Below are 16,867 nucleotides of genomic sequence, written 5' to 3'. Positions count from 1 at the left end.
AGACTCATGCGCTCACAGATATCCTGCTTGGTAGTTGGGATTCGAGTTGGAGATTGCTTCCGAGTCGTATTGTTTGCCGAACTCCCGATTCCGGGCTATACTGGCTTCATCTTCAGGGGCGGGCGCGACCGCGTGCCCGCCCGGCAGCTTTTCCGTAACCCCGATGGAGGCGAGATCATGACCGCAATCGAAGTTTTGGGTGTCCGTCAACCGAGCCTGCAACTGCCGGACGAGTTCGTCCTGGTTGCGACCGAGCACCGCTCGCGCAATGTGGAAAAAGTGCGGGTGGAGCGCTACCAGGCGCAGGCGCCGCCCGTGCCGTTTCGCGCGCACGCGACGCTGGTGTACGGCAACGACGACCGGCTGCTGAGCTTCAACCGCTTCACGGTGCCGCTGGACGCGCCGCTGCCAGACCTGGCGGAGGCGCAGGCCATCGCTCGGCGCGTTTTCACTGAGCTCGATCCGGATTACGCCGCGGGCCTTGAGTACATCCGCACCGACAAGCTGCGGCGCGAGGTCGTGGACGCGAAGGGCGCGGTGGTGCCGATCCCGATTCGGTGGGTGAAGTTCACGCACGAGAACGGCAGCTACAACTGGGTGTCGGTCGGCGCGGGCGGCGCAGTGGTCGAGTACGAGCGCGAGTCGATGTGGGACTACCGGGAGAACTGGCGAGCCACGGAGGAGTGGAACTACGACCAGTGGGTGCTGGCGCGCGCGGGCAAGGCGGTTCAGCCGCCGGCGCCCGAGGCGGTGGCCTGGGGGCGCGACCATGGCAGATGAGGCGCGGCTCGACCGCTTGATCCAGCAGCTGGGGGAGGCCAACCGCCGACTGCAGCAGCTGGTGGACGTCGACTACCCGACGGCGGCGTACAAGGGCTTCAGCCAAAACGGTGACACCCTGGCCGACGTCAAGGCTGCAATCGACGAGGCCGAGGCGCGGGTCCAGCGGCTGGAGGAACAACTGGCCGCGGCCGACGCGGCGGATGAGTAAACAAATCAGTGAGACACACGAAAACAGCCCTGAGATTGCACATTCAATGTGTACAATCGCAGGGCTGTTGCTCACCGCTCACGCCGAAGCGAACGCGGTGGTCAGCTTAATCTCGTGGACCTTGAACCGAAGCGGTTCGATCTGGGCCGCCTGCCACTGGGCGAGCAGCGGGGTGAAGTCGGTGCGGCGGTCGATCAGCGCGATGCCGCAGTCACCGCCGCCGGCCCCGGAGGACTTGGCCGCGGCGCCGAAGGACTCGGCGATGTCGCAGAGCTTGCGCAGCGCCGGGGTCTCGATGGCCACGCCGGAGCGGCGGCTGAGGTCCTCCAGCAGCAGGCGGTTCTTGCGGATGCCGGCCTGAATCCGGTCGATGGCGCCCTGGTGGAAGCCTTCAATCAGGTCCTCGAGCACCGCGCGGCTGGCCGCCAGGAACTCGCGGTAGGCGGGCTGCTGGTTGGCCTTGAACACGGCGATTTTGTCTACGAGGCGCGAGGTCGAGGCGGGGGAGCCCGTCCAGCCAATCAGGAGGGCGAGGTCCTTGGGGGCCTTGAGCAGCTCGACGGACAGCTGCGGCCAGGTCATGGCCAAAAGCGCCTTGAGGCTGTGCGTGCGCTGCATCTCCGCCAGCCACGTTTTGTCGAACGACCGGTAGGCAATCCAGCCGCCGTACACGGAGGCGGCGATGTCGCCGAGCGACCCGTTGCCCTGAACGGCGAGGTGGGCGATGGCGGACAGCTTGTACACCTCGTCGTTGGTCATCTGCAGGTGGTACAGGGCGTCAAGCGCCCGCACAGTGGCGACGGTAATCGCCGCGGAGCTGCCCAGGCCGTACTTGCGGCCGCCCTCGGAGTCGAGCTCCGAGTCGACGCGCAGGTCGTAGACGGTAAGCTGCCGCCCCAGCTCGTGGGCGTACTGCTCGGTGTAGCGGATGGCGCTGAGAATGTAGTGGAACGGGTTGTCGCGGTTGTCGAAGACCATCTCGTCGCCGTTGCGCTGCCACATCAGGGCGTTCTCCTGGTACTGCTCGGAGACGATGCTCCCGACGTCGGTTGTCTCCGTCACGGTGACGGTGACGAATTGATCCAAGGCCACAATGATTGCGGGGTAGCCAGTCTCCACCACCGCGTACTCCCCGGCAATGAACAGCTTGCCCGGTGCCTGCGCTGTTACCACTTCATCAGTTCCCTTCACTCTTAACTCACCTCGCTAGTGCGAGGCACTGCTGTTGATGCCGCGCTGCGCGACAATCACGATTACGCTTTGGGCAAAAATCGAAAGATCGCGTCGCATCGAGTAGGTCGCGGCGTACTCGGCATCGTAGGCGGCCTTCTCCGGATTGCTAATCTCGTTGCGCCCGTTGATCTGAGCCAGCCCGGTGATGCCGGGGCGGACCCGGTCGGCGCCGCTGGCCTGCCGCAGGTCGAGCACCTCGCGGTCGGTGGCCGCAAGCGGCCGCGGCCCCACCAAGCTCATTTTGCCGCTCAGCACGTTGAAAAACTGGGGCAGCTCGTCCAGAGACGACTTGCGCAGAAACCGCCCGAGCGGGGTGACGAAGGAGGCCATGGCCTCCTTGGTGAAGTCCTTGTTGGCCTTGACCGGCGCGTTTTGAACCATGGTGCGGTACTTGATGATCACGAACGGCCGGCTGTCCTGGCCGAAGCGCTCCTGGCGGAAAAAGACGGGGCCGGGGCTGGTCAGCTTGACCAGCGCAGCGATGATCAGCATCGGAATGGCGGCGACCACCAGGCCACAGGTGGCGAGCACGATGTCGCACAGGCGCTTGCCGCAGCGGCGGTACACTGTCGGGCGCGGAACCGGTCGCGCGGCCGTTGTGCTTTGGTTGGCCTCCTCGACCTGATCCTGATTCTCGTGATTCATCGCGCCCGTGGCCTCCCAACCGTGACAGACTCGCTCACGGCGTGCGGTGCGCGTCGTGACACATGTTACAAGTATATCAAATTGTTCAGGGTTAGCTTAGGCGAATGAATAGTTTTAGTAGAATTTAACAAACCCGAGTGGGGGCGGCCGGGTTCCGGTGCGAGCGGGCCACGGCTTCCGGCTACGGGCCGGGGCGGCGGAACGCGTGGGGCTCCCGCAAGCCCAAAAACCGGTCTTGCGACCCGCCCTTGCACTAAGCCGGCACAAACCGCCGACTAAGTGCAATTTCACGCTGGCTCGCCCCGGCCCTCCGCCTCCAGTCGTGACCCGCACGCACCTCCACCCTACAGAGTGGAGGGTGTCCTCACGGTTCCATCGTCTTGAGTGCCAATGACTTGAATGCGATTGGTGAGCACTGGCGCAGCGGGTGCCAATGACTTGAAAGCAATTGGTGAGCGCTTGTGCTGGGGGTGTCAGTAACCCGAATTCAGGTGGCGATGTTTGTGCCGCGGGCTTGCCACGGCAAAGAAACGGTGGACCGGCCTTTGGGCGCGGTCCACCGTTTCAGCTCTTGTCTTGGTGTCAGCCGAGCGCCGCCTTCAGCGCCACCGCCAGTGCGCCGAGCACCAGCAGGGCGGTGGCCGCCCATAGCGTCATGCGCGCCGGGCCCGCCAGGTGCAGGCGCCGCGTGATCAGCGTCGCCACCAGCAGCAGCCCTGCGGCGGCGAGCAGCGGCGCGACCACGGCGCTCACTGCAGCCGGTGCAGCGTGACCGTGGTGGATCGGTCGAACGGCCGCGCCGGGGTGAGCATGAAGTTACCGTTTTGGGGCCGGATGCCGACCGCGACGTGCGGGTGGCCCGGGATGCCGTTGAAGTAGTTGGTCTCGTCGACGTCCGGGAAGGTCGTGACCTCCAGGCCCTTGGCGTCGGTCTCAAGCGACAGCGACCAGCGCTTGCCGATCAGGCTGGCGGTCTGGGACTCGGAGCGCACCGGGCGGTCGTCGGGCAGGGCGACGCGCTCGGCGTCCAGCCGCAGTTTTTGGCTCATCACGGACTGGGCGGGGTCGCCGGTCAAAACGAACGGGATGTTGATCAGCGGGCGGCACGGCAGGGACGCGGTGGTCTCGACGTGCCAGTCGATGGTCCAGTGGTTGTCCTGGTCGAGGGTGTGCAGCACGGTGACGTGGCGCTCGCCCGGGTAGCCGTCGGCGCCGTCGGGCAGGTCAAGCGTCAGGCGAATCTGCACGTGGCTTTCGTCCTGGCGGGTCTCCGCCTGCCAGTTCCAGTTCTGCCAGCCGGTGCGCCCGGAGTGCTCGGGCAGGTCACCCTGGGATCCGAAGACTGGGCCGACGGTGGCGCCGAACAGCCCGGGCTCGTTGATGTAGTCCTGGAAGGTGATGTAGCCGAGCGTCAGGTTGGGATTGTTGCCGTCGCGGTCGGGCAGCCGCACGCGCGAGACGCGGGCGCCGAAGGTGAGAAAACTCAGGCTCATACCCGCGTCGTTGGTCAGGGTGTACTGCGTGATGTTGTCGTCGCGCAGGCGGACGAAGGTGGCCGACTCAATTTGCATCTGTAACCGCTTCCTTTCATATCTGTTACAATCGTACCGAATTTACCCGCTGGAATCAAGGCTTTTCCGCTCGAGACTGTCGTGGTCGGGGGCTGGGGAAAAGGGCTAGGAGAATGCGGCGGATTCTGGTACGCTTAGGGGGACGAAACAGACGTTCGTAGATCGGAGGCTACCATGCACCGCTTACTCATGAGACTGTACTGGCTGTGGACCGCGGGGTTCGCGCTCGCATTGGGCTACGCCTTTTGGGGGCGCGCCTACTTCCTGGCGTGGCGACCGCGGCTGGACCTGGCCGCGTTCGTGCTGATCGCCGGCTGGGCCGCAATCAACGCGTGCCTGCTGTACCGGCGCCACTTCCGCTACCGCGACCTGCAGATGGAAAAAGTCGACGCGATGGAGGGCGAGGAGTTCGAGCATTTTTGCGCCTACCTGCTGCGCCGCAACGGCTACAAGCACATCCAGGTGACGCAGTTGGCCGGCGACCAGGGCATCGACGTGATCGCTAAAAAGGATAAGAAAAGCATCGGCTTTCAGTGCAAGCGCTACACGGGCTTCGTCGGCAACAAGGCGGTGCAGGAGGTCTGGACGGGGCACAACTTCTACAAGCTGGATGAGGCCGCGGTGATCACCAACTCCGAGTTCAGCGACTCGGCCAAGGAGCTCGCCGACGACCTCGGCGTCAAGCTGATCGACCGCCCGCGCCTCCGTCGCCTGATGCGCCGGCTGCCGAGCTGAGGTCGGGCTGCTGCCGGGCTGCGGCGGGGACGAGACGGGCTTCCGGCACCGGGCCGGGGCGGCGGAACGCGTGCGGCTCTCCTGAGCCCGAAGTGCGGTCTCAGGACCCGCCGTTGCTGTAAGCGGGCAAAGACCGCCCGCTTACAGCAATTTCACGCTGGCTCGCCCCGGCCCGGTGCCTCCAGTGTCGCCGCGTCCGCGCCGGAGCCCTCCACGGCGGCGGCTCGTCTTTGCGGGGAGTCACTTATTCGTGGCGATTCAGCAGTCGCGGCTTGCGCGGTCGATTGGGCGCGAGCGCTCAGGTCCGTGCGGCCTGCCTGGCCGGCCGTCGCTTTCCCCTCAGTTGATCACCAGCGCCGCCTTGCGCTGCTGGAAGCCGAAGGCCGGGACCGGGCCGGTCGGGGTCTGCAGGTAGACGTAGCGCGGGCGCAACTCCGTGCGGTCCAGCAGCACGCGCAGCTCCCAGAGGCGGTGCGGGTGGCCGCCCGCCTTGGGGATGAGCGTCAGGTGGTCCGATTCCAGCACGGTGCTCAGCTCGAAGCGCTCAATATTTGCCACCGTCTCACCGCTTTGCATCTGCACGGCGGTGTTTTGGTTGTAGTCGGCCAGCAGGGCCAGCAGATCGATCACGCGCATGGCGCACCTCCTCGAGTCGTTGCCTCCATGATAAGCCCGCGGTGTGGCAAAATGCTAAGTTTTTCTTAGCGGTCGGCCCGGGCTTGCCCGCGCTTGGTATACTAATAGTCATAACCAGTGGCCCTAGGGCCCGAGGAGGAAACGATGACCGAAGTTGTGATTCTAAGCGCCGCCCGCACGCCGATTGGGCGGCTGGGCGGCAGCCTTGCCGGCGTGTCCGCCGTCGAGCTGGGCACCGTGGCGGCCAAGGCCGCGATTGCCCGGTCCGGGCTGGCGGCAAGCGAGCTCGACCAGGCGGTGTTCGGCAACGTTCTGCAGGCCAACTCCGGCCAAAATGTCGCGCGCCAGATTGCGCTGGGCAGCGGCATGGGGACGGCCAGCACCGCGATGACCGTCAACGAGGTCTGCGGCTCCGGGCTCAAAGCCGTGCGCCTGGGCCAAAGCGCGATTCTGCTGGGCGACGCCGAGGCCGTTCTGGTCGGCGGCACCGAGAGCATGAGCCAGGCGCCGTTCTACGCGCCGGACCTGCGCTTCGGCCACAAGTTCGGCGGCGTGTCCTTCGTCGACGGGCTGCAGCGCGACGGCCTGACCGACGCGTTCACCGGCCAGCCGATGGGCATCACCGCCGAGAACGTGGCGGCGCAGTTCGGCATCAGCCGCGAGGCCCAAGACGCCTTTGCCCTGGCTTCGCACCAAAAGGCAGTGGCGGCGCAGGCGGCCGGCGATTTTGCCGCCGAGATCGCCCCTGTGACGGTGCCAACGCGCCGCGGCCCGGTGGTGGTGGATACTGACGAGGCGCCGCGCCCGGACACCAGTGCCGCCAAGCTTGCGGCGCTCAAGCCGGCCTACCAGGCGGGCGGCACGGTGACCGCAGGCAACGCAAGTGGCATCAACGACGGCGCGGCCGCCTTGGTGCTGATGGACAAGGCGGCGGCCGAGCGCCGCGGCCTGCCGTACCTGGCGACCATCGCCGGCTACAGCGAGGGCGGCATCGACCCGAACTTCATGGGGTACGCCCCCAAGCGCGTGATCGAGAAGCTTTTGGCCAAAACGGGCAGTAAGATGACCGACATCGACCTGTTCGAGATCAACGAGGCCTTCGCGGCGCAGAGCCTGGCGGTGGCCCAGGAGCTGGCGCTGCCGGCGGCCAAGCTCAACGTGGCGGGTGGCGCCATTGCGCTCGGCCACCCGCTCGGCGCGTCCGGCGCGCGGGTGCTGATGACGCTTTTGGCCGCCATGGCCCGCCGTGACGTGACGGAGGGCATCGCCGCGCTGTGCGTCGGCGGTGGCATCGGCGTGGCGATGCAGGTGCGGCGGTGAAGTTCTACGAGCTGAGTCCCGAGGAACGGCGCCGGCAGCTGGTCGAGGCCGGCCTGATGACGCCGGCAGACGCCGCGCTGTGGGCCGGCACGCCCGGGCTTGACCCGGCCGTGGCCGCGCACCTGATCGAAAACCAGATCGGCCAAATCGCGCTGCCGCTGGGCGTGGTGCGGGACCTGCCGGTGAACGGCCGCAGCGTGCAGGTGCCGCTGGCCACGGAGGAGCCCTCCGTGGTCGCCGCGGCCAACAACGGCGCGCGCATCGCGGCGCTCAACGGCGGCGTGCAGGCGCAGGCGCCCGCGCACCTGGTGGTCGGGGAGGTGGTGTTTGCCACCGCCGCGCCGGACCGGGTGGTGGCGCTGCTCGCCGCGCACGAGGCCGAGATCCGCGCGGTTGCGGCCGCGGCGCACCCGTCCATCGTGCGGCGGGGCGGCGGGCTGCGCACGGTGACCGTGACGCGGCTTGACGGCTTCGTGAAGCTGGCGCTTGGCGTCGATTCGCAGGCGGCGATGGGGGCCAACATCGTCAACACCATCGCCGAGGCGGTCGGCCACGCCGCCGCGGCCTGGGTCGGGGAGCCGCCGCTGGTGGCGATTCTGACCAACGGCGACACCGAGCCGACGGTGGCGACCGTCACGCTGGCTCCCGACACGCTTGCGACCCGCAACGTCGCCGGGGCCGAGATTGCGCGGCGCATCGCGCAGCTCAGCCGGCTGGCGACGGTCGACGTCGCCCGCGCGGTCACCCACAACAAGGGCATCATGAACGGGGTCGGCGCCGCCGTTTTGGCCACCGGCAACGACTGGCGCGCCGTGGCGGCCGGGGCGCACGCCTTCGCCGCCGCCAGCGGCCGCTACCAGCCGCTGGCGACTTGGCACCTGCAGGAAGACGGGCGGCTGGCCGGGCGCATCGCGCTGCCGCTTCAGGTCGGCGTGGTCGGCGGCGCGATGAGCGCGCTGCCGAGCGCCCAGGCGGCGCTGCGGCTCGGTGGGTTTGACAGCGTCGCGGCGTTGCAGCAGGCGCTGGCGGCGCTCGGGCTGGTCCAAAACCTTGCGGCGCTGCGGGCACTCGCCGGGCCCGGCATTCAGGCCGGGCACATGGCGCTTCAGGCCAACTCGCTGGCGATCGCCGCCGGGGCCACCGGTGACGAGATCGCCGTGGTGGCCGCAACGCTTCGCGGCACGGCGATGAGCCTGGCCGCGGCACAACAGGCGCTTGCCGCCTTACGAAAGGATGAACAGCAGTGACAATCGGCATCGACCAGATCGCTTTTGACACCACGACTCTCTTCGTCGACCTGCGCGACCTGGCGCAGGCGCGCGGCGACGAGCCGGACAAGTACACCATCGGCATCGGCCAGGACCAGCAGGCCGTCGTGCCCAGCAGCCAGGACATCGTGACGCTGGGCGCTTCGGCCGCCAGCCGGCTGACGCTGGATCCGGCGCGTCTGGGGCTGATTGCGCTTGGCACGGAGTCCGGCGTCGACGCCAGCAAGGCCGCCGCGCTGTACGTGCAGCGGCTGCTGAAGCTGGGACCGTGGGTGCGCGCGGTCGAGCTCAAGGAGGCCTGCTACGGCGGCACCGCGGCCTTGATGATGGCGCGCGATTACGTCGCCGCCCACCCGGACCGCCAGGCGCTGGTGATCGCCGCCGACGTCGCGCGCTACGGCCTGGCGACGCCGGGCGAGGTGACGCAGGGCGCAGGTGCCGTGGCGATGGTGGTTTCGGCCGAACCCAGGCTGCTGGCGCTTTCGGACGATTCCGTCCACTACGCCGAGGACATCCAGGACTTCTGGCGGCCGGTGTACACCGATCGTGCGCTTGCGCGGGGCAAGTTTTCCACCGAGCAGTACCTGCGCTTCTTCAATCTCGTGTGGGCGCGCTACAAGGCGACGACGGGCCGGGGCATCGCGGACTTCAAGGCGCTGTGCTTCCACCTGCCTTACACCAAAATGGGCCTGAAGGCGCTGCGGCAGGTGCTCCCGGAGGCGACGCCGGCCCAGCAGGCGGCGCTGAGTTCGGCCTTCACCGCCAGCGCCGCGTACAGCCGCCGGGTGGGCAACCTCTACACCGGCTCGCTGTACCTGGGCCTGCTGTCGCTGCTGGAGCACGCCTCGGACCTGGCCGAAGGCGACCGGATCGGCCTGTTCTCCTACGGCTCCGGCGCGGTCGGCGAGTTCTTCAGCGCGACGCTTCAGCCGGGGTTTGCCGCCCAGCTGGACGCGGCCGGGACGCTCTCGCGCCTGGACGCGCGCCGGCGGCTTACCGTGGCCGAGTACGAGTCAGTGTTCAACGACAAGGTGCCGTACGGCCCGGCGGACTATGAAGCCGACCCGGCGCTGTTCGCCGGCCGCTTCGTGCTGACCGGCGTGACCGGCCAGGAGCGGCAGTACCGGGCCAACGCCTGACGCGGCCGCGATGAGCTGAACTGCATTGACGCAATGACGGCCGGCGGGCTGTCCCACTTAGGGGCGGCGCGCCGGCTTTTTGCGTGGCGCGAGCCGCATTCTGGCGCGGCGGGGCCCTGCGATGGTACGCTTGCCTTGGAACCGTTTTTATTAATCCACTTGTTTTTTGTCAGCAACTCGTTATACTCAGGTTGTAACTTATTTTAAGTAAGCGGAGGGAACGCCCATGACAAAGATCAATGCATCAGACGCAGCGCTCAAGGTCATCGAAAGCTGGGGGGTCAAAAACATTTACGGCCTGCCCGGCGGCTCGTTTGATTCCACGATGAACGCGCTGCACAACCGCAAGGACACCATCAACTACATCCAGGTTCGCCACGAGGAGGTCGGCGCGCTGGCCGCCGTCGGGGAGGCCAAGATCACCGGGAAAATCGGCGTCACCTTCGGCTCGGCCGGGCCCGGCGCCGTGCACCTGCTCAACGGCCTGTACGACGCGCAGTACGACCACGTGCCGCTGCTCGCCCTGGTCGGCCAGGTGCCGACCGCAACCATGAACACCAGCTACTTCCAGGAGATGAACGAGAACCCGATGTTCGCCGACGTGTCGGTGTACAACCGCACGGTGATGACCGCCGCGCAGCTGCCGGGGGTGGTGGACGAGGCGATTCGCCAGGCCTACGCCAAGCGAGGCGTGGCCGTGATCACGATCCCCAAGGACCTCGGCTGGGAGCCCATCGAGGACGATTACGTGTCCACGGCCAGCCTGTACCAAAAGCCGCTGCTGCCGACGCCGGACCCGGCGCAGGTCGCTGAGGCCTGGGACATCCTGGCTTCGGCTAAGCACCCGCTGCTGTACATCGGCACCGGCGCGCGCGGCGCCCGCGCCGAGATTCTCGCGCTGTCCAAGCTGCTGCACGCGCCGATTATGAGCTCCGCGTTGGGTAAGGGCATCGTGCCCGATTCCGATCCGGCCTACATGGGCTCGGCCGGACGCGTCGCCAGCAAGCCCGGCGTCGAGGTGGCGCAGGGCGCCGACGCCGTGCTGATGCTCGGGACCGACATGCCGTTTCAGGCCTACTTCATCGCCCCGGACGCCAAGTACATTCAGGTGGACATCGACGGCACCAAGTTCGGGCGGCGCCACCATGTCGACCTCGCGATGCTGGCCGACGCCAAGCAGGTGATGCAGGCGCTGTTGAGCGTCGGCCACCAGCTGCCGGAAACCGGCTGGTACCGCGCCGCGCTGCGCAACAAGCAGAACTGGGCGGACTGGATCGCCAGCAAGGAAACCGACCCGACCACGCCGCTGCGCGTGGAGCCGGTGTTCAAGGCGATCAACGACGCCGCGACCGCCGATGCTATTTTCCAGGTCGACGTCGGCAACGTGACGATCAACGGCATGCGCTTCCTGCGCATCGACGACCAGCAGCGCTTCACCACCAGTGGCTGGTACGCGACGATGGGCTACGCGCTGCCGGCCGCGATCGGTGCGCAGGCGGAGTTCCCGAAGCGCCAGGTGTGGTCGATCTCTGGTGACGGCGGCTACGCGATGGTGATGCAAGACATCCTGACCCAGGTCAAGTACCGGATGCCGATCATCAACGTGATCCTGACCAACGAGAGCCTGGGCTTCATCGAGGCCGAGCAGGACGACACCAAGCAGCCGCACTCCGGCGTCGATCTGATCGACGCGGACTACGGCACCGCGGCCCAGGCGCTGGGCGCCACGGGCTTTGAGGTGCACAACTTGGACGAGCTGCACGCGGCCTTTTCCGGCGCGGCCGAAGCCACGGGGCCGGTGGTGATCGACGTGAAAATCTCGGACCTGCGCCCGCTGCCGGTTGAGCAGCTGGTGCTCGATCCCGAGGTGCAGGATCCCGAGGCCGTGCGGGCGTTCGTCGCCAAGTACGCCGCGGAGGACCTGATTCCGTTCCGCAAGCTGCTGGCGGAAGAGGAGAACTAGCAGTCAGCAGCATCAGGGGTCGCGTCCACGGGCGCGGCCCTTTTTGCGGCCGGCCGCGCACCGTCCAACTTGGCAACGGGCGGGGAAGGGGCGTAGAATAGGCCCATTGGAGGCGATCGATATGGATAAAACGGCACTGGTCCTGGAGGGCGGCGCGCTGCGCGGACAGTACACCGCCGGGGTGCTCGACACGTTTTTGACCCACGGGCTGCACTTTGACACCGTCATCGGCGTGTCGGCGGGCGCGCTGTGCGGCACCAATTACGTGTCCGAGCAGCTCGGGCGCACCACGCACGTGAACGTCGGCTACCGCCACGATCCCAACTACATCTCGCTGCGGCGCGCGCTGCACCGCGAGGACATCATCAACCTGGACTACCTGTTCGCCCCGCACGGTGACGGCTGGGAGGACTTCGACCAGGCGACCTACGACGCCTCGCCCACCCAGTTCGTGGTGGTCGCGACCAGCGTCACCAACGGCCGGCCGGTATACTTCGTGCACCCGACCGGTTCGGAGCTGGTCGACGCGCTGAAGGCGTCCAGCGCGATGCCGTTCATCTCGGCGCCGCAGGACACGCGCCTGGGCCTGTGCCTGGACGGCGGCATCACGGACTCGATTCCCTATGGCTACGCGCAGGCCGCCGGTTTTGACAAAATCGTCGTGATCCGCACCCGCGAGCGCGCGTACCGAAAGGCGGCGACCTCGCCGGTGCTCGCCGCGGCGTACCAGCATACGTTCGGCGAGCACCCGGCCTTCGTCGAGGCGGCAATCGGCCGCCCCGAGATGTACAACCGCCAGGCCGACGCACTCGACGCGCTGGAGCGAGCCGGCGCCGCGTTCGTCATCGCGCCGAGCCAGCCGGTCACCGTTAAGCGGCTGGAGGGCGACACCGGCAAGCTTCAGGCCCTGTACGACACCGGTCGGCAGGAGGGCGAGGCCAGATTCGCCGCGCTTCAGGACTACCTCAAGGCCTAGTTGGGTTCACCGGGAGACGACAAACGCCCCTGAATCGTTCGGATTCAGGGGCGTTGTCGGTGTGTACGTCAATCTCAAGCCGTGGCCCGGCTTCTAGCGGACGATCTAGGCCTCCAGCCGCGCGCGCAAGTCGGCAATCAGCGCGTCTTCGGTGTTGTACACCGCGCCGTTGAGCTTGATCAGGCCGACGGTGTAGAGGTTCAGGTAGGCGAACTGGTTCTCGGCGATTTCCGCCAGGGCGGCGAGCTTCTTGGCGTTGCCCGCGCCCTGCTGGCGGGAGTCGGTGTACAGCCCGAGAATCGGGATGCCCTTGGCGTAGGCGACGCCGATCTCGCTGGCGACGCCCGCGTCGATCACCGGCCCGTCGAGCACGGCGATCATTAGGTCGGACGCCAGCACCTCGTCGGTGTCCGCCTGCGCGATCATTTTGGCGTCGGCGTAGGCCTGCTTGTCGTTGATCGCCGCGTTCTCCTGCGGCAGGTAGATGTCAAGCGCCGGCAGCGCCTGGCGCAGGCGGGCGACCAGCGCCTGGTTGTAGTTGAAGTCGGCCTGAGAGAAAAGGCCGTTGGCAAAGTAGAGTTTCATGACAACCTCCGATTGAAAGGGTGAGCAGATGAGGATTCAGGAAGTGACCGGCGACCGGGCCCCGTACCGGCAGCTGTTGCTGCTGGGGGATGAGGACCCCGCGATGCTCGACCGCTACTGGCTAAGCGGCACGCTGCTGGCGGCCGTCCAGGACGGCGAGCCGATCGGCGTCGCGCTGGTGACCGTGGCCGATGGGACAGGTGGTACCGAGACCGAGACCAGGGCTGACCGCGAAACTGCGCCGGCCGTGGATGCCGTCGCCTCGCTGCTTGAGCTCAAGAACCTGGCCGTGGCCGAGCCCTGGCAGCGCCACGGGGTCGGCGCGGCGCTGGTCAACGCGGTGCTCGACCGCTACCAAGGCGCCGCCGCGCGCCTGATTGTGGGCACCGGCGACGCCGATTTTGCCAACCTGCGCTTTTACCGCCGGCTCGGCTTTCGCTTCTGCGGGGTGCGCCGCGAGTTTTTCACCGCGTACCAGGCGCCGATCGTGGTCGACGGCCTCGCGCTGTGCGACATGGTGCTGCTGGATCACTCGTTGGGGTAGGCGAAGCCCCAGGCCTTGCGCGCGTCGGTCATGATGGCCATGACGTCGCGGGTCCAGGCCAGCGTCGGGTTCTCGCCGGTTTCAACCGCCGTTGCCATGTCGTGGGCCTCGTAGGCCAGGGCCTGGCCGGCGTCGCCCTCGAGGATCACCTCGGAGAGCTGGTCGGGGCTGGTGAAGGTCGCCTCCTGGCTGCGCGGGTACTCCATGACGCTGTAATAGCCGCCGTCGTACGCGACGATGCCCTGCTTGGGCATGCGCGCCTCGAGGTTCAGCGCGACGGTGACCATCTCGTTGTTGGCGTTGTTCAAAAGCAGCGTGCTCTGGCCGTCGACGCCGGTCGAGGTCGGGGTCCACTGGGTGGCCACCAGGTGCGGGGTCGCGGTGAGGAAGCGCCGCGCGAAGCTCAGGGCGTAGACGCCGATGTCGAGCATCGCGCCGCCGCCGAGTGCCGGGTCGTACAGCCGCCCGTTGGTCTTGCCCTGGGCGAAGGAGCCAAACATCACGTTGATGGTCTTGAGCTTGCCGAGGTCCTTGGCGCCTTCCGCCAGCCGCGGGTACAGCGGCATGTGGTAGATGGTCTGCGCCTCCATCAGAATCAGGTGGCGCGCTTTGGCCAGTGCGATCAGCTCGTCCAGCTGCGCGAGGTTTTCCGTGATGGCCTTTTCCGCCAGCACGTTTTTGCCCGCCATTAGCGCCGCCTTGATGTTCTCGTAGTGAAAATTGTGCGTGGTCGCGACGTAGACGATGTCGATGGCCGGATCGGCGAACAGCGCCGCGTAATCGGCGAAGGCGTGCTGGGCGTGGTACTTGGCGGCGAAGGCCTGGGCCCGCGCAAAGTCGTGGGCGGCCACGCCGTAAAGTGTCTGATCCTCCGGCAGGCTCGCGGCGAACTGGCTGCCGATGCCGCCGAGGCCGATGATGCCCCAATTGTGTGTCATGTGCATTCCTCCTTGATTGTGGTTGCGCTTTAATGTTAGCACAATCCGGCCGGCGATTCTGCTACAATGGTAGAGTAATCACCGGTTGAAAGGAGCGATTCGTTGTGAATGATCAGACGTTACTGGCGCTTGCGGCGCTGACCTTGGCGGCCGCGGGCGAGACGGAGAAAAACAGCTGGCTCGATCGGCTGCACGTGCCCGTGACCGCGGTGCTCGCGGGGGATGCGGCGCTGACCGGCAAGCAGCGTGGCAGCCTGCGCTACCTGTTTTCCGATTACGAGTGGATGCTGGCCAACAAGGTGGCGGTGCAAAACGAAACCGCACCGGCCGAGCAGGGCGTGGGCTGGCGCTACCAAAACGCCAAGGCGACCATCGCCCTGGCCTGGCTGCAGGCCGGCGCCGCCACCGCGGTGACCCAGAGCCAAAGCGGCACCGCGCACCTGGAGATTCGCCGCGGCTACGGCGTGCGCGGCCTCGACGACATCCTGGACTTCGCGGTGCCGGCCCCGGTGGCCAAGAAGCTGCAGATGCAAAAGCTCGACCTGCTGGAGTGGGCGCAGACCCAGCTGCCGGCGCCGGGCGAGGCGACCGACTGAGCGGTTGCGCGCGGCACGCAGCCGGGCCGACCGCAATCCGCAGCGTGACCGCGGCCCAGCATTGTGGGCGCATGCCGTGAATTGGCGGTTGACAGCGGCCGCGCCGCCGCGTAATCTCGGTGCAACTGGGTGAACCGGCACGTGACCGGCCACCCAACCGGCGTGTGATTGGTGAGGCAGCCAACACGGGACCGGCAACGCAACGAAATGGAAGTGACGAGATGGCGCGACGGCGCAAGTTCCACAAGATTCCGCTTTTTGTGACATTGGTGATCGCCCTGATGCTGACCGGCGTGGCCGTCGTCGCGGTGCAGACGCTGATGACGCGCCGCGACCTGGCGCGGCAGGCCAGCATCGCCAAGAGCCAAAGTGAAAGCGTGCTGGCGGAGAAAAAGGCCTTCATCACCCGCCTGGCGCCGTACGCCCAGACGCTGCACACTCAGTACCACGTGCTGCCCAGCATCACGCTGGCGCAGGCGATTCTGGAGTCCGACTGGGGCCGCTCGACGTTGGCCAGCGAGTACCACAACCTTTTTGGCATCAAGGGGTCGGATCCGGCCAAAACCAAGCTGCTGGCGACCAAGGAGTACGTCAACGACCAGTGGGTGACAGTCAAGGCGCGCTTCGCCGTGTACGACAGCGACGTCGCGTCGATGAAGGCCCACGCGCTGCTGTTCGTCAACGGCACGGCGTGGAACAAGAATCAGTACGCCGCCGTGATTGCCGCGCGCGACTACAAAACCGCGGCGCAGGCGCTGAAAACGGCGGGGTACGCGACCGACCCGGACTACCCGGCCAAGCTGATCAGCGTGGTCGAGACCTACGACCTGGCGCGCTACGACTGAGCGTCCGCCTAACCGCATGACAAAGCAGGACCGCCGCGGCCCATCCCCAATCTGGGATGGGCCGCGGCGGTCCTGCTTCTTTCGGCTGAATTTGGCCGCCGAGCCGGCCGGTCAGCGCAGGTCCTGCGCCCGCAGCTTCAGCGTGCGCCTTGAGCGCACGTTCAGGCGCTGAACGTAGGCGGGGCGGTCGCCGTCCCTCAGCGCGGCGTTCGGGTCCAGGTAGATGACGGCGTCCCACTTGCCGTCCTTGGTGCCGGGCGGGGTCAGCACCACCCGGTAGACAATCGGGCAGTTGGCAAGCGTCAGCTTCGCGGGGTCCTTGCCCCGATGCGTCGCGTAGGCGCGGCTGGCCTTCAGCGCCGCCGCGTCGGCAAAGGTGTAGTTGTACCAGGCGATGCCGCTGAGGGGCCGGTGGCCTCCTTGTAGACCCTTCGCCGCACGGTGCGCTTGGTGTAGCCCGCGTCGGCCAGTGCGTGGTCGGTGCGCTGCGCCACCCGATGCAGCGTGGGCGCGCGCCAGCCGAACCACACCCCTGTGACGGCCAGCAGCGCCACGGCGACGATGAGCAGCGCCTTGCCCTTGGTTCCCATGTTCTGCCACTTCAATCCCATCACTCCCAACCCTGCGGCCCGCGGGTCAACGCGAGTCGTGCCTCAGAGAAAACGCGTATCCAACGACCCGAGCATAGCCTGCGCCAATCAATGATTCAAGTGGATGACAATGTGAACGCGGTGAATAAAAGGTGAGTGACGACCGGTCGGGTACCGGTAGCCTGTCACTACGAGGCAAAAACGGCCGATTCGCCGATTTTTAGTTAGTGAATCCGCAAAATGTTCGGATAAAGCCCCGTAACGGCGCGGATTCGGTTGCAAATTCGCCGCC

The 16,867-nt window shown here is 66.9% G+C and carries 20 protein-coding genes; 11 read left to right on the top strand and 9 right to left on the bottom strand.

Going from position 1 to position 16,867, the window contains the following annotated elements; all coding sequences use genetic code 11:
• The first annotated feature begins 177 nt into the window (after positions 1–177).
• Together LE416_RS06465 and LE416_RS06460 are read left to right on the top strand one after the other, a co-directional pair.
• Positions 178–780 carry a hypothetical protein gene (locus tag LE416_RS06465; RefSeq protein WP_225047646.1) on the top strand — a complete coding sequence of 201 codons (603 nt, stop codon included), beginning with the start codon at positions 178–180 and terminating at the stop codon, positions 778–780.
• Positions 770–991 carry a hypothetical protein gene (locus LE416_RS06460; protein ID WP_225047645.1) on the top strand — a complete coding sequence of 74 codons (222 nt, stop codon included), beginning with the start codon at positions 770–772 and terminating at the stop codon, positions 989–991. The genes LE416_RS06465 and LE416_RS06460 overlap by 11 nt, the downstream gene beginning before the upstream one ends.
• A 78-nt stretch (positions 992–1,069) precedes the next feature.
• Here the strand turns inward: LE416_RS06460 and LE416_RS06455 are convergent, their stop codons facing one another.
• The 4 genes from LE416_RS06455 to LE416_RS06440 form a co-directional block, all read right to left on the bottom strand.
• On the bottom strand, positions 1,070–2,164 hold the full coding sequence (locus LE416_RS06455) for a phosphomevalonate kinase (RefSeq protein ID WP_225047849.1): 1,095 nt from the start codon (positions 2,162–2,164) through the stop codon (positions 1,070–1,072).
• A gap of 33 nt (positions 2,165–2,197) precedes the next feature.
• Positions 2,198–2,869, bottom strand: a complete 672-nt coding sequence (locus LE416_RS06450; protein WP_225047644.1) for a sugar transferase — start codon at positions 2,867–2,869, stop codon at positions 2,198–2,200.
• Positions 2,870–3,451: 582 nt separating this feature from the next.
• Entirely contained in the window at positions 3,452–3,613 is a 162-nt protein-coding gene (locus tag LE416_RS06445; RefSeq protein ID WP_225047643.1) for a hypothetical protein, read from the bottom strand.
• Positions 3,614–3,618: 5 nt separating this feature from the next.
• Positions 3,619–4,440: an aldose epimerase family protein gene (locus tag LE416_RS06440; RefSeq protein WP_225047642.1), complete on the bottom strand. Its 822-nt coding sequence runs from the start codon at positions 4,438–4,440 to the stop codon at positions 3,619–3,621.
• Positions 4,441–4,614: 174 nt separating this feature from the next.
• Between LE416_RS06440 and LE416_RS06435 the strand changes: the two genes are divergently transcribed.
• Positions 4,615–5,175, top strand: coding sequence for a restriction endonuclease (locus LE416_RS06435; protein WP_225047641.1), 561 nt, complete (start codon positions 4,615–4,617; stop codon positions 5,173–5,175).
• Positions 5,176–5,514: 339 nt separating this feature from the next.
• Here LE416_RS06435 and LE416_RS06430 read toward each other — a convergent pair whose 3' ends face one another.
• The gene (locus LE416_RS06430; RefSeq protein WP_225047640.1) at positions 5,515–5,811 is read right to left on the bottom strand and encodes a hypothetical protein; all 297 of its coding nucleotides are present in this window, start codon (positions 5,809–5,811) and stop codon (positions 5,515–5,517) included.
• A gap of 144 nt (positions 5,812–5,955) precedes the next feature.
• Between LE416_RS06430 and LE416_RS06425 the strand changes: the two genes are divergently transcribed.
• From LE416_RS06425 to LE416_RS06405, 5 genes are all read left to right on the top strand, one after another.
• On the top strand, positions 5,956–7,131 hold the full coding sequence (locus tag LE416_RS06425) for an acetyl-CoA C-acyltransferase (protein WP_225047639.1): 1,176 nt from the start codon (positions 5,956–5,958) through the stop codon (positions 7,129–7,131).
• Positions 7,128–8,378 carry a hydroxymethylglutaryl-CoA reductase, degradative gene (locus LE416_RS06420; protein ID WP_225047638.1) on the top strand — a complete coding sequence of 417 codons (1,251 nt, stop codon included), beginning with the start codon at positions 7,128–7,130 and terminating at the stop codon, positions 8,376–8,378. Before LE416_RS06425 ends, LE416_RS06420 begins: the two co-directional genes overlap by 4 nt.
• Entirely contained in the window at positions 8,375–9,538 is a 1,164-nt protein-coding gene (locus LE416_RS06415; RefSeq protein ID WP_225047637.1) for a hydroxymethylglutaryl-CoA synthase, read from the top strand. The genes LE416_RS06420 and LE416_RS06415 overlap by 4 nt, the downstream gene beginning before the upstream one ends.
• A gap of 226 nt (positions 9,539–9,764) precedes the next feature.
• Positions 9,765–11,501, top strand: a complete 1,737-nt coding sequence (gene spxB, locus LE416_RS06410; RefSeq protein WP_225047636.1) for a pyruvate oxidase — start codon at positions 9,765–9,767, stop codon at positions 11,499–11,501.
• Positions 11,502–11,622: 121 nt separating this feature from the next.
• Positions 11,623–12,477 carry a patatin-like phospholipase family protein gene (locus LE416_RS06405; RefSeq protein WP_225047635.1) on the top strand — a complete coding sequence of 285 codons (855 nt, stop codon included), beginning with the start codon at positions 11,623–11,625 and terminating at the stop codon, positions 12,475–12,477.
• Positions 12,478–12,582: 105 nt separating this feature from the next.
• Here LE416_RS06405 and LE416_RS06400 read toward each other — a convergent pair whose 3' ends face one another.
• Positions 12,583–13,062 (bottom strand): nucleoside 2-deoxyribosyltransferase, encoded by a 480-nt coding sequence (locus tag LE416_RS06400; protein WP_225047634.1) that lies wholly within the window; start codon positions 13,060–13,062, stop codon positions 12,583–12,585.
• Between the two features lie 28 nt (positions 13,063–13,090).
• Here LE416_RS06400 and LE416_RS06395 point away from each other — a divergent pair, with 28 nt between their 5' ends.
• On the top strand, positions 13,091–13,606 hold the full coding sequence (locus tag LE416_RS06395; RefSeq protein ID WP_225047633.1) for a GNAT family N-acetyltransferase: 516 nt from the start codon (positions 13,091–13,093) through the stop codon (positions 13,604–13,606).
• Here the strand turns inward: LE416_RS06395 and LE416_RS06390 are convergent.
• Positions 13,591–14,544, bottom strand: coding sequence for a Gfo/Idh/MocA family protein (locus LE416_RS06390; RefSeq protein WP_225047632.1), 954 nt, complete (start codon positions 14,542–14,544; stop codon positions 13,591–13,593). The genes LE416_RS06395 and LE416_RS06390 overlap by 16 nt on opposite strands.
• Before the next feature lie 104 nt (positions 14,545–14,648).
• Between LE416_RS06390 and LE416_RS06385 the strand changes: the two genes are divergently transcribed.
• Positions 14,649–15,140 (top strand): hypothetical protein, encoded by a 492-nt coding sequence (locus LE416_RS06385; protein ID WP_225047631.1) that lies wholly within the window; start codon positions 14,649–14,651, stop codon positions 15,138–15,140.
• Between the two features lie 221 nt (positions 15,141–15,361).
• Positions 15,362–15,985, top strand: coding sequence for a glycoside hydrolase family 73 protein (locus LE416_RS06380; RefSeq protein ID WP_338034762.1), 624 nt, complete (start codon positions 15,362–15,364; stop codon positions 15,983–15,985).
• Between the two features lie 111 nt (positions 15,986–16,096).
• On the opposite strand, the gene LE416_RS06375 is transcribed toward LE416_RS06380, so the two are convergent.
• Complete coding sequence (locus LE416_RS06375) at positions 16,097–16,258, bottom strand: hypothetical protein (RefSeq protein ID WP_225047630.1); 162 nt, start codon at positions 16,256–16,258, stop codon at positions 16,097–16,099.
• 80 nt (positions 16,259–16,338) lie between these two features.
• Positions 16,339–16,590: a hypothetical protein gene (locus LE416_RS06370; protein WP_225047629.1), complete on the bottom strand. Its 252-nt coding sequence runs from the start codon at positions 16,588–16,590 to the stop codon at positions 16,339–16,341.
• Positions 16,591–16,867 lie beyond the last annotated feature (277 nt).

This window comes from Lacticaseibacillus kribbianus (genome assembly GCF_020180945.1).
In the GTDB taxonomy this organism is placed as follows: Bacteria; Bacillota; Bacilli; order Lactobacillales; family Lactobacillaceae; genus Lacticaseibacillus; species Lacticaseibacillus kribbianus.
The sequence above is the reverse complement of the archived record's forward strand: the minus strand, read 5'-3'. Positions and strand labels throughout refer to the sequence as shown.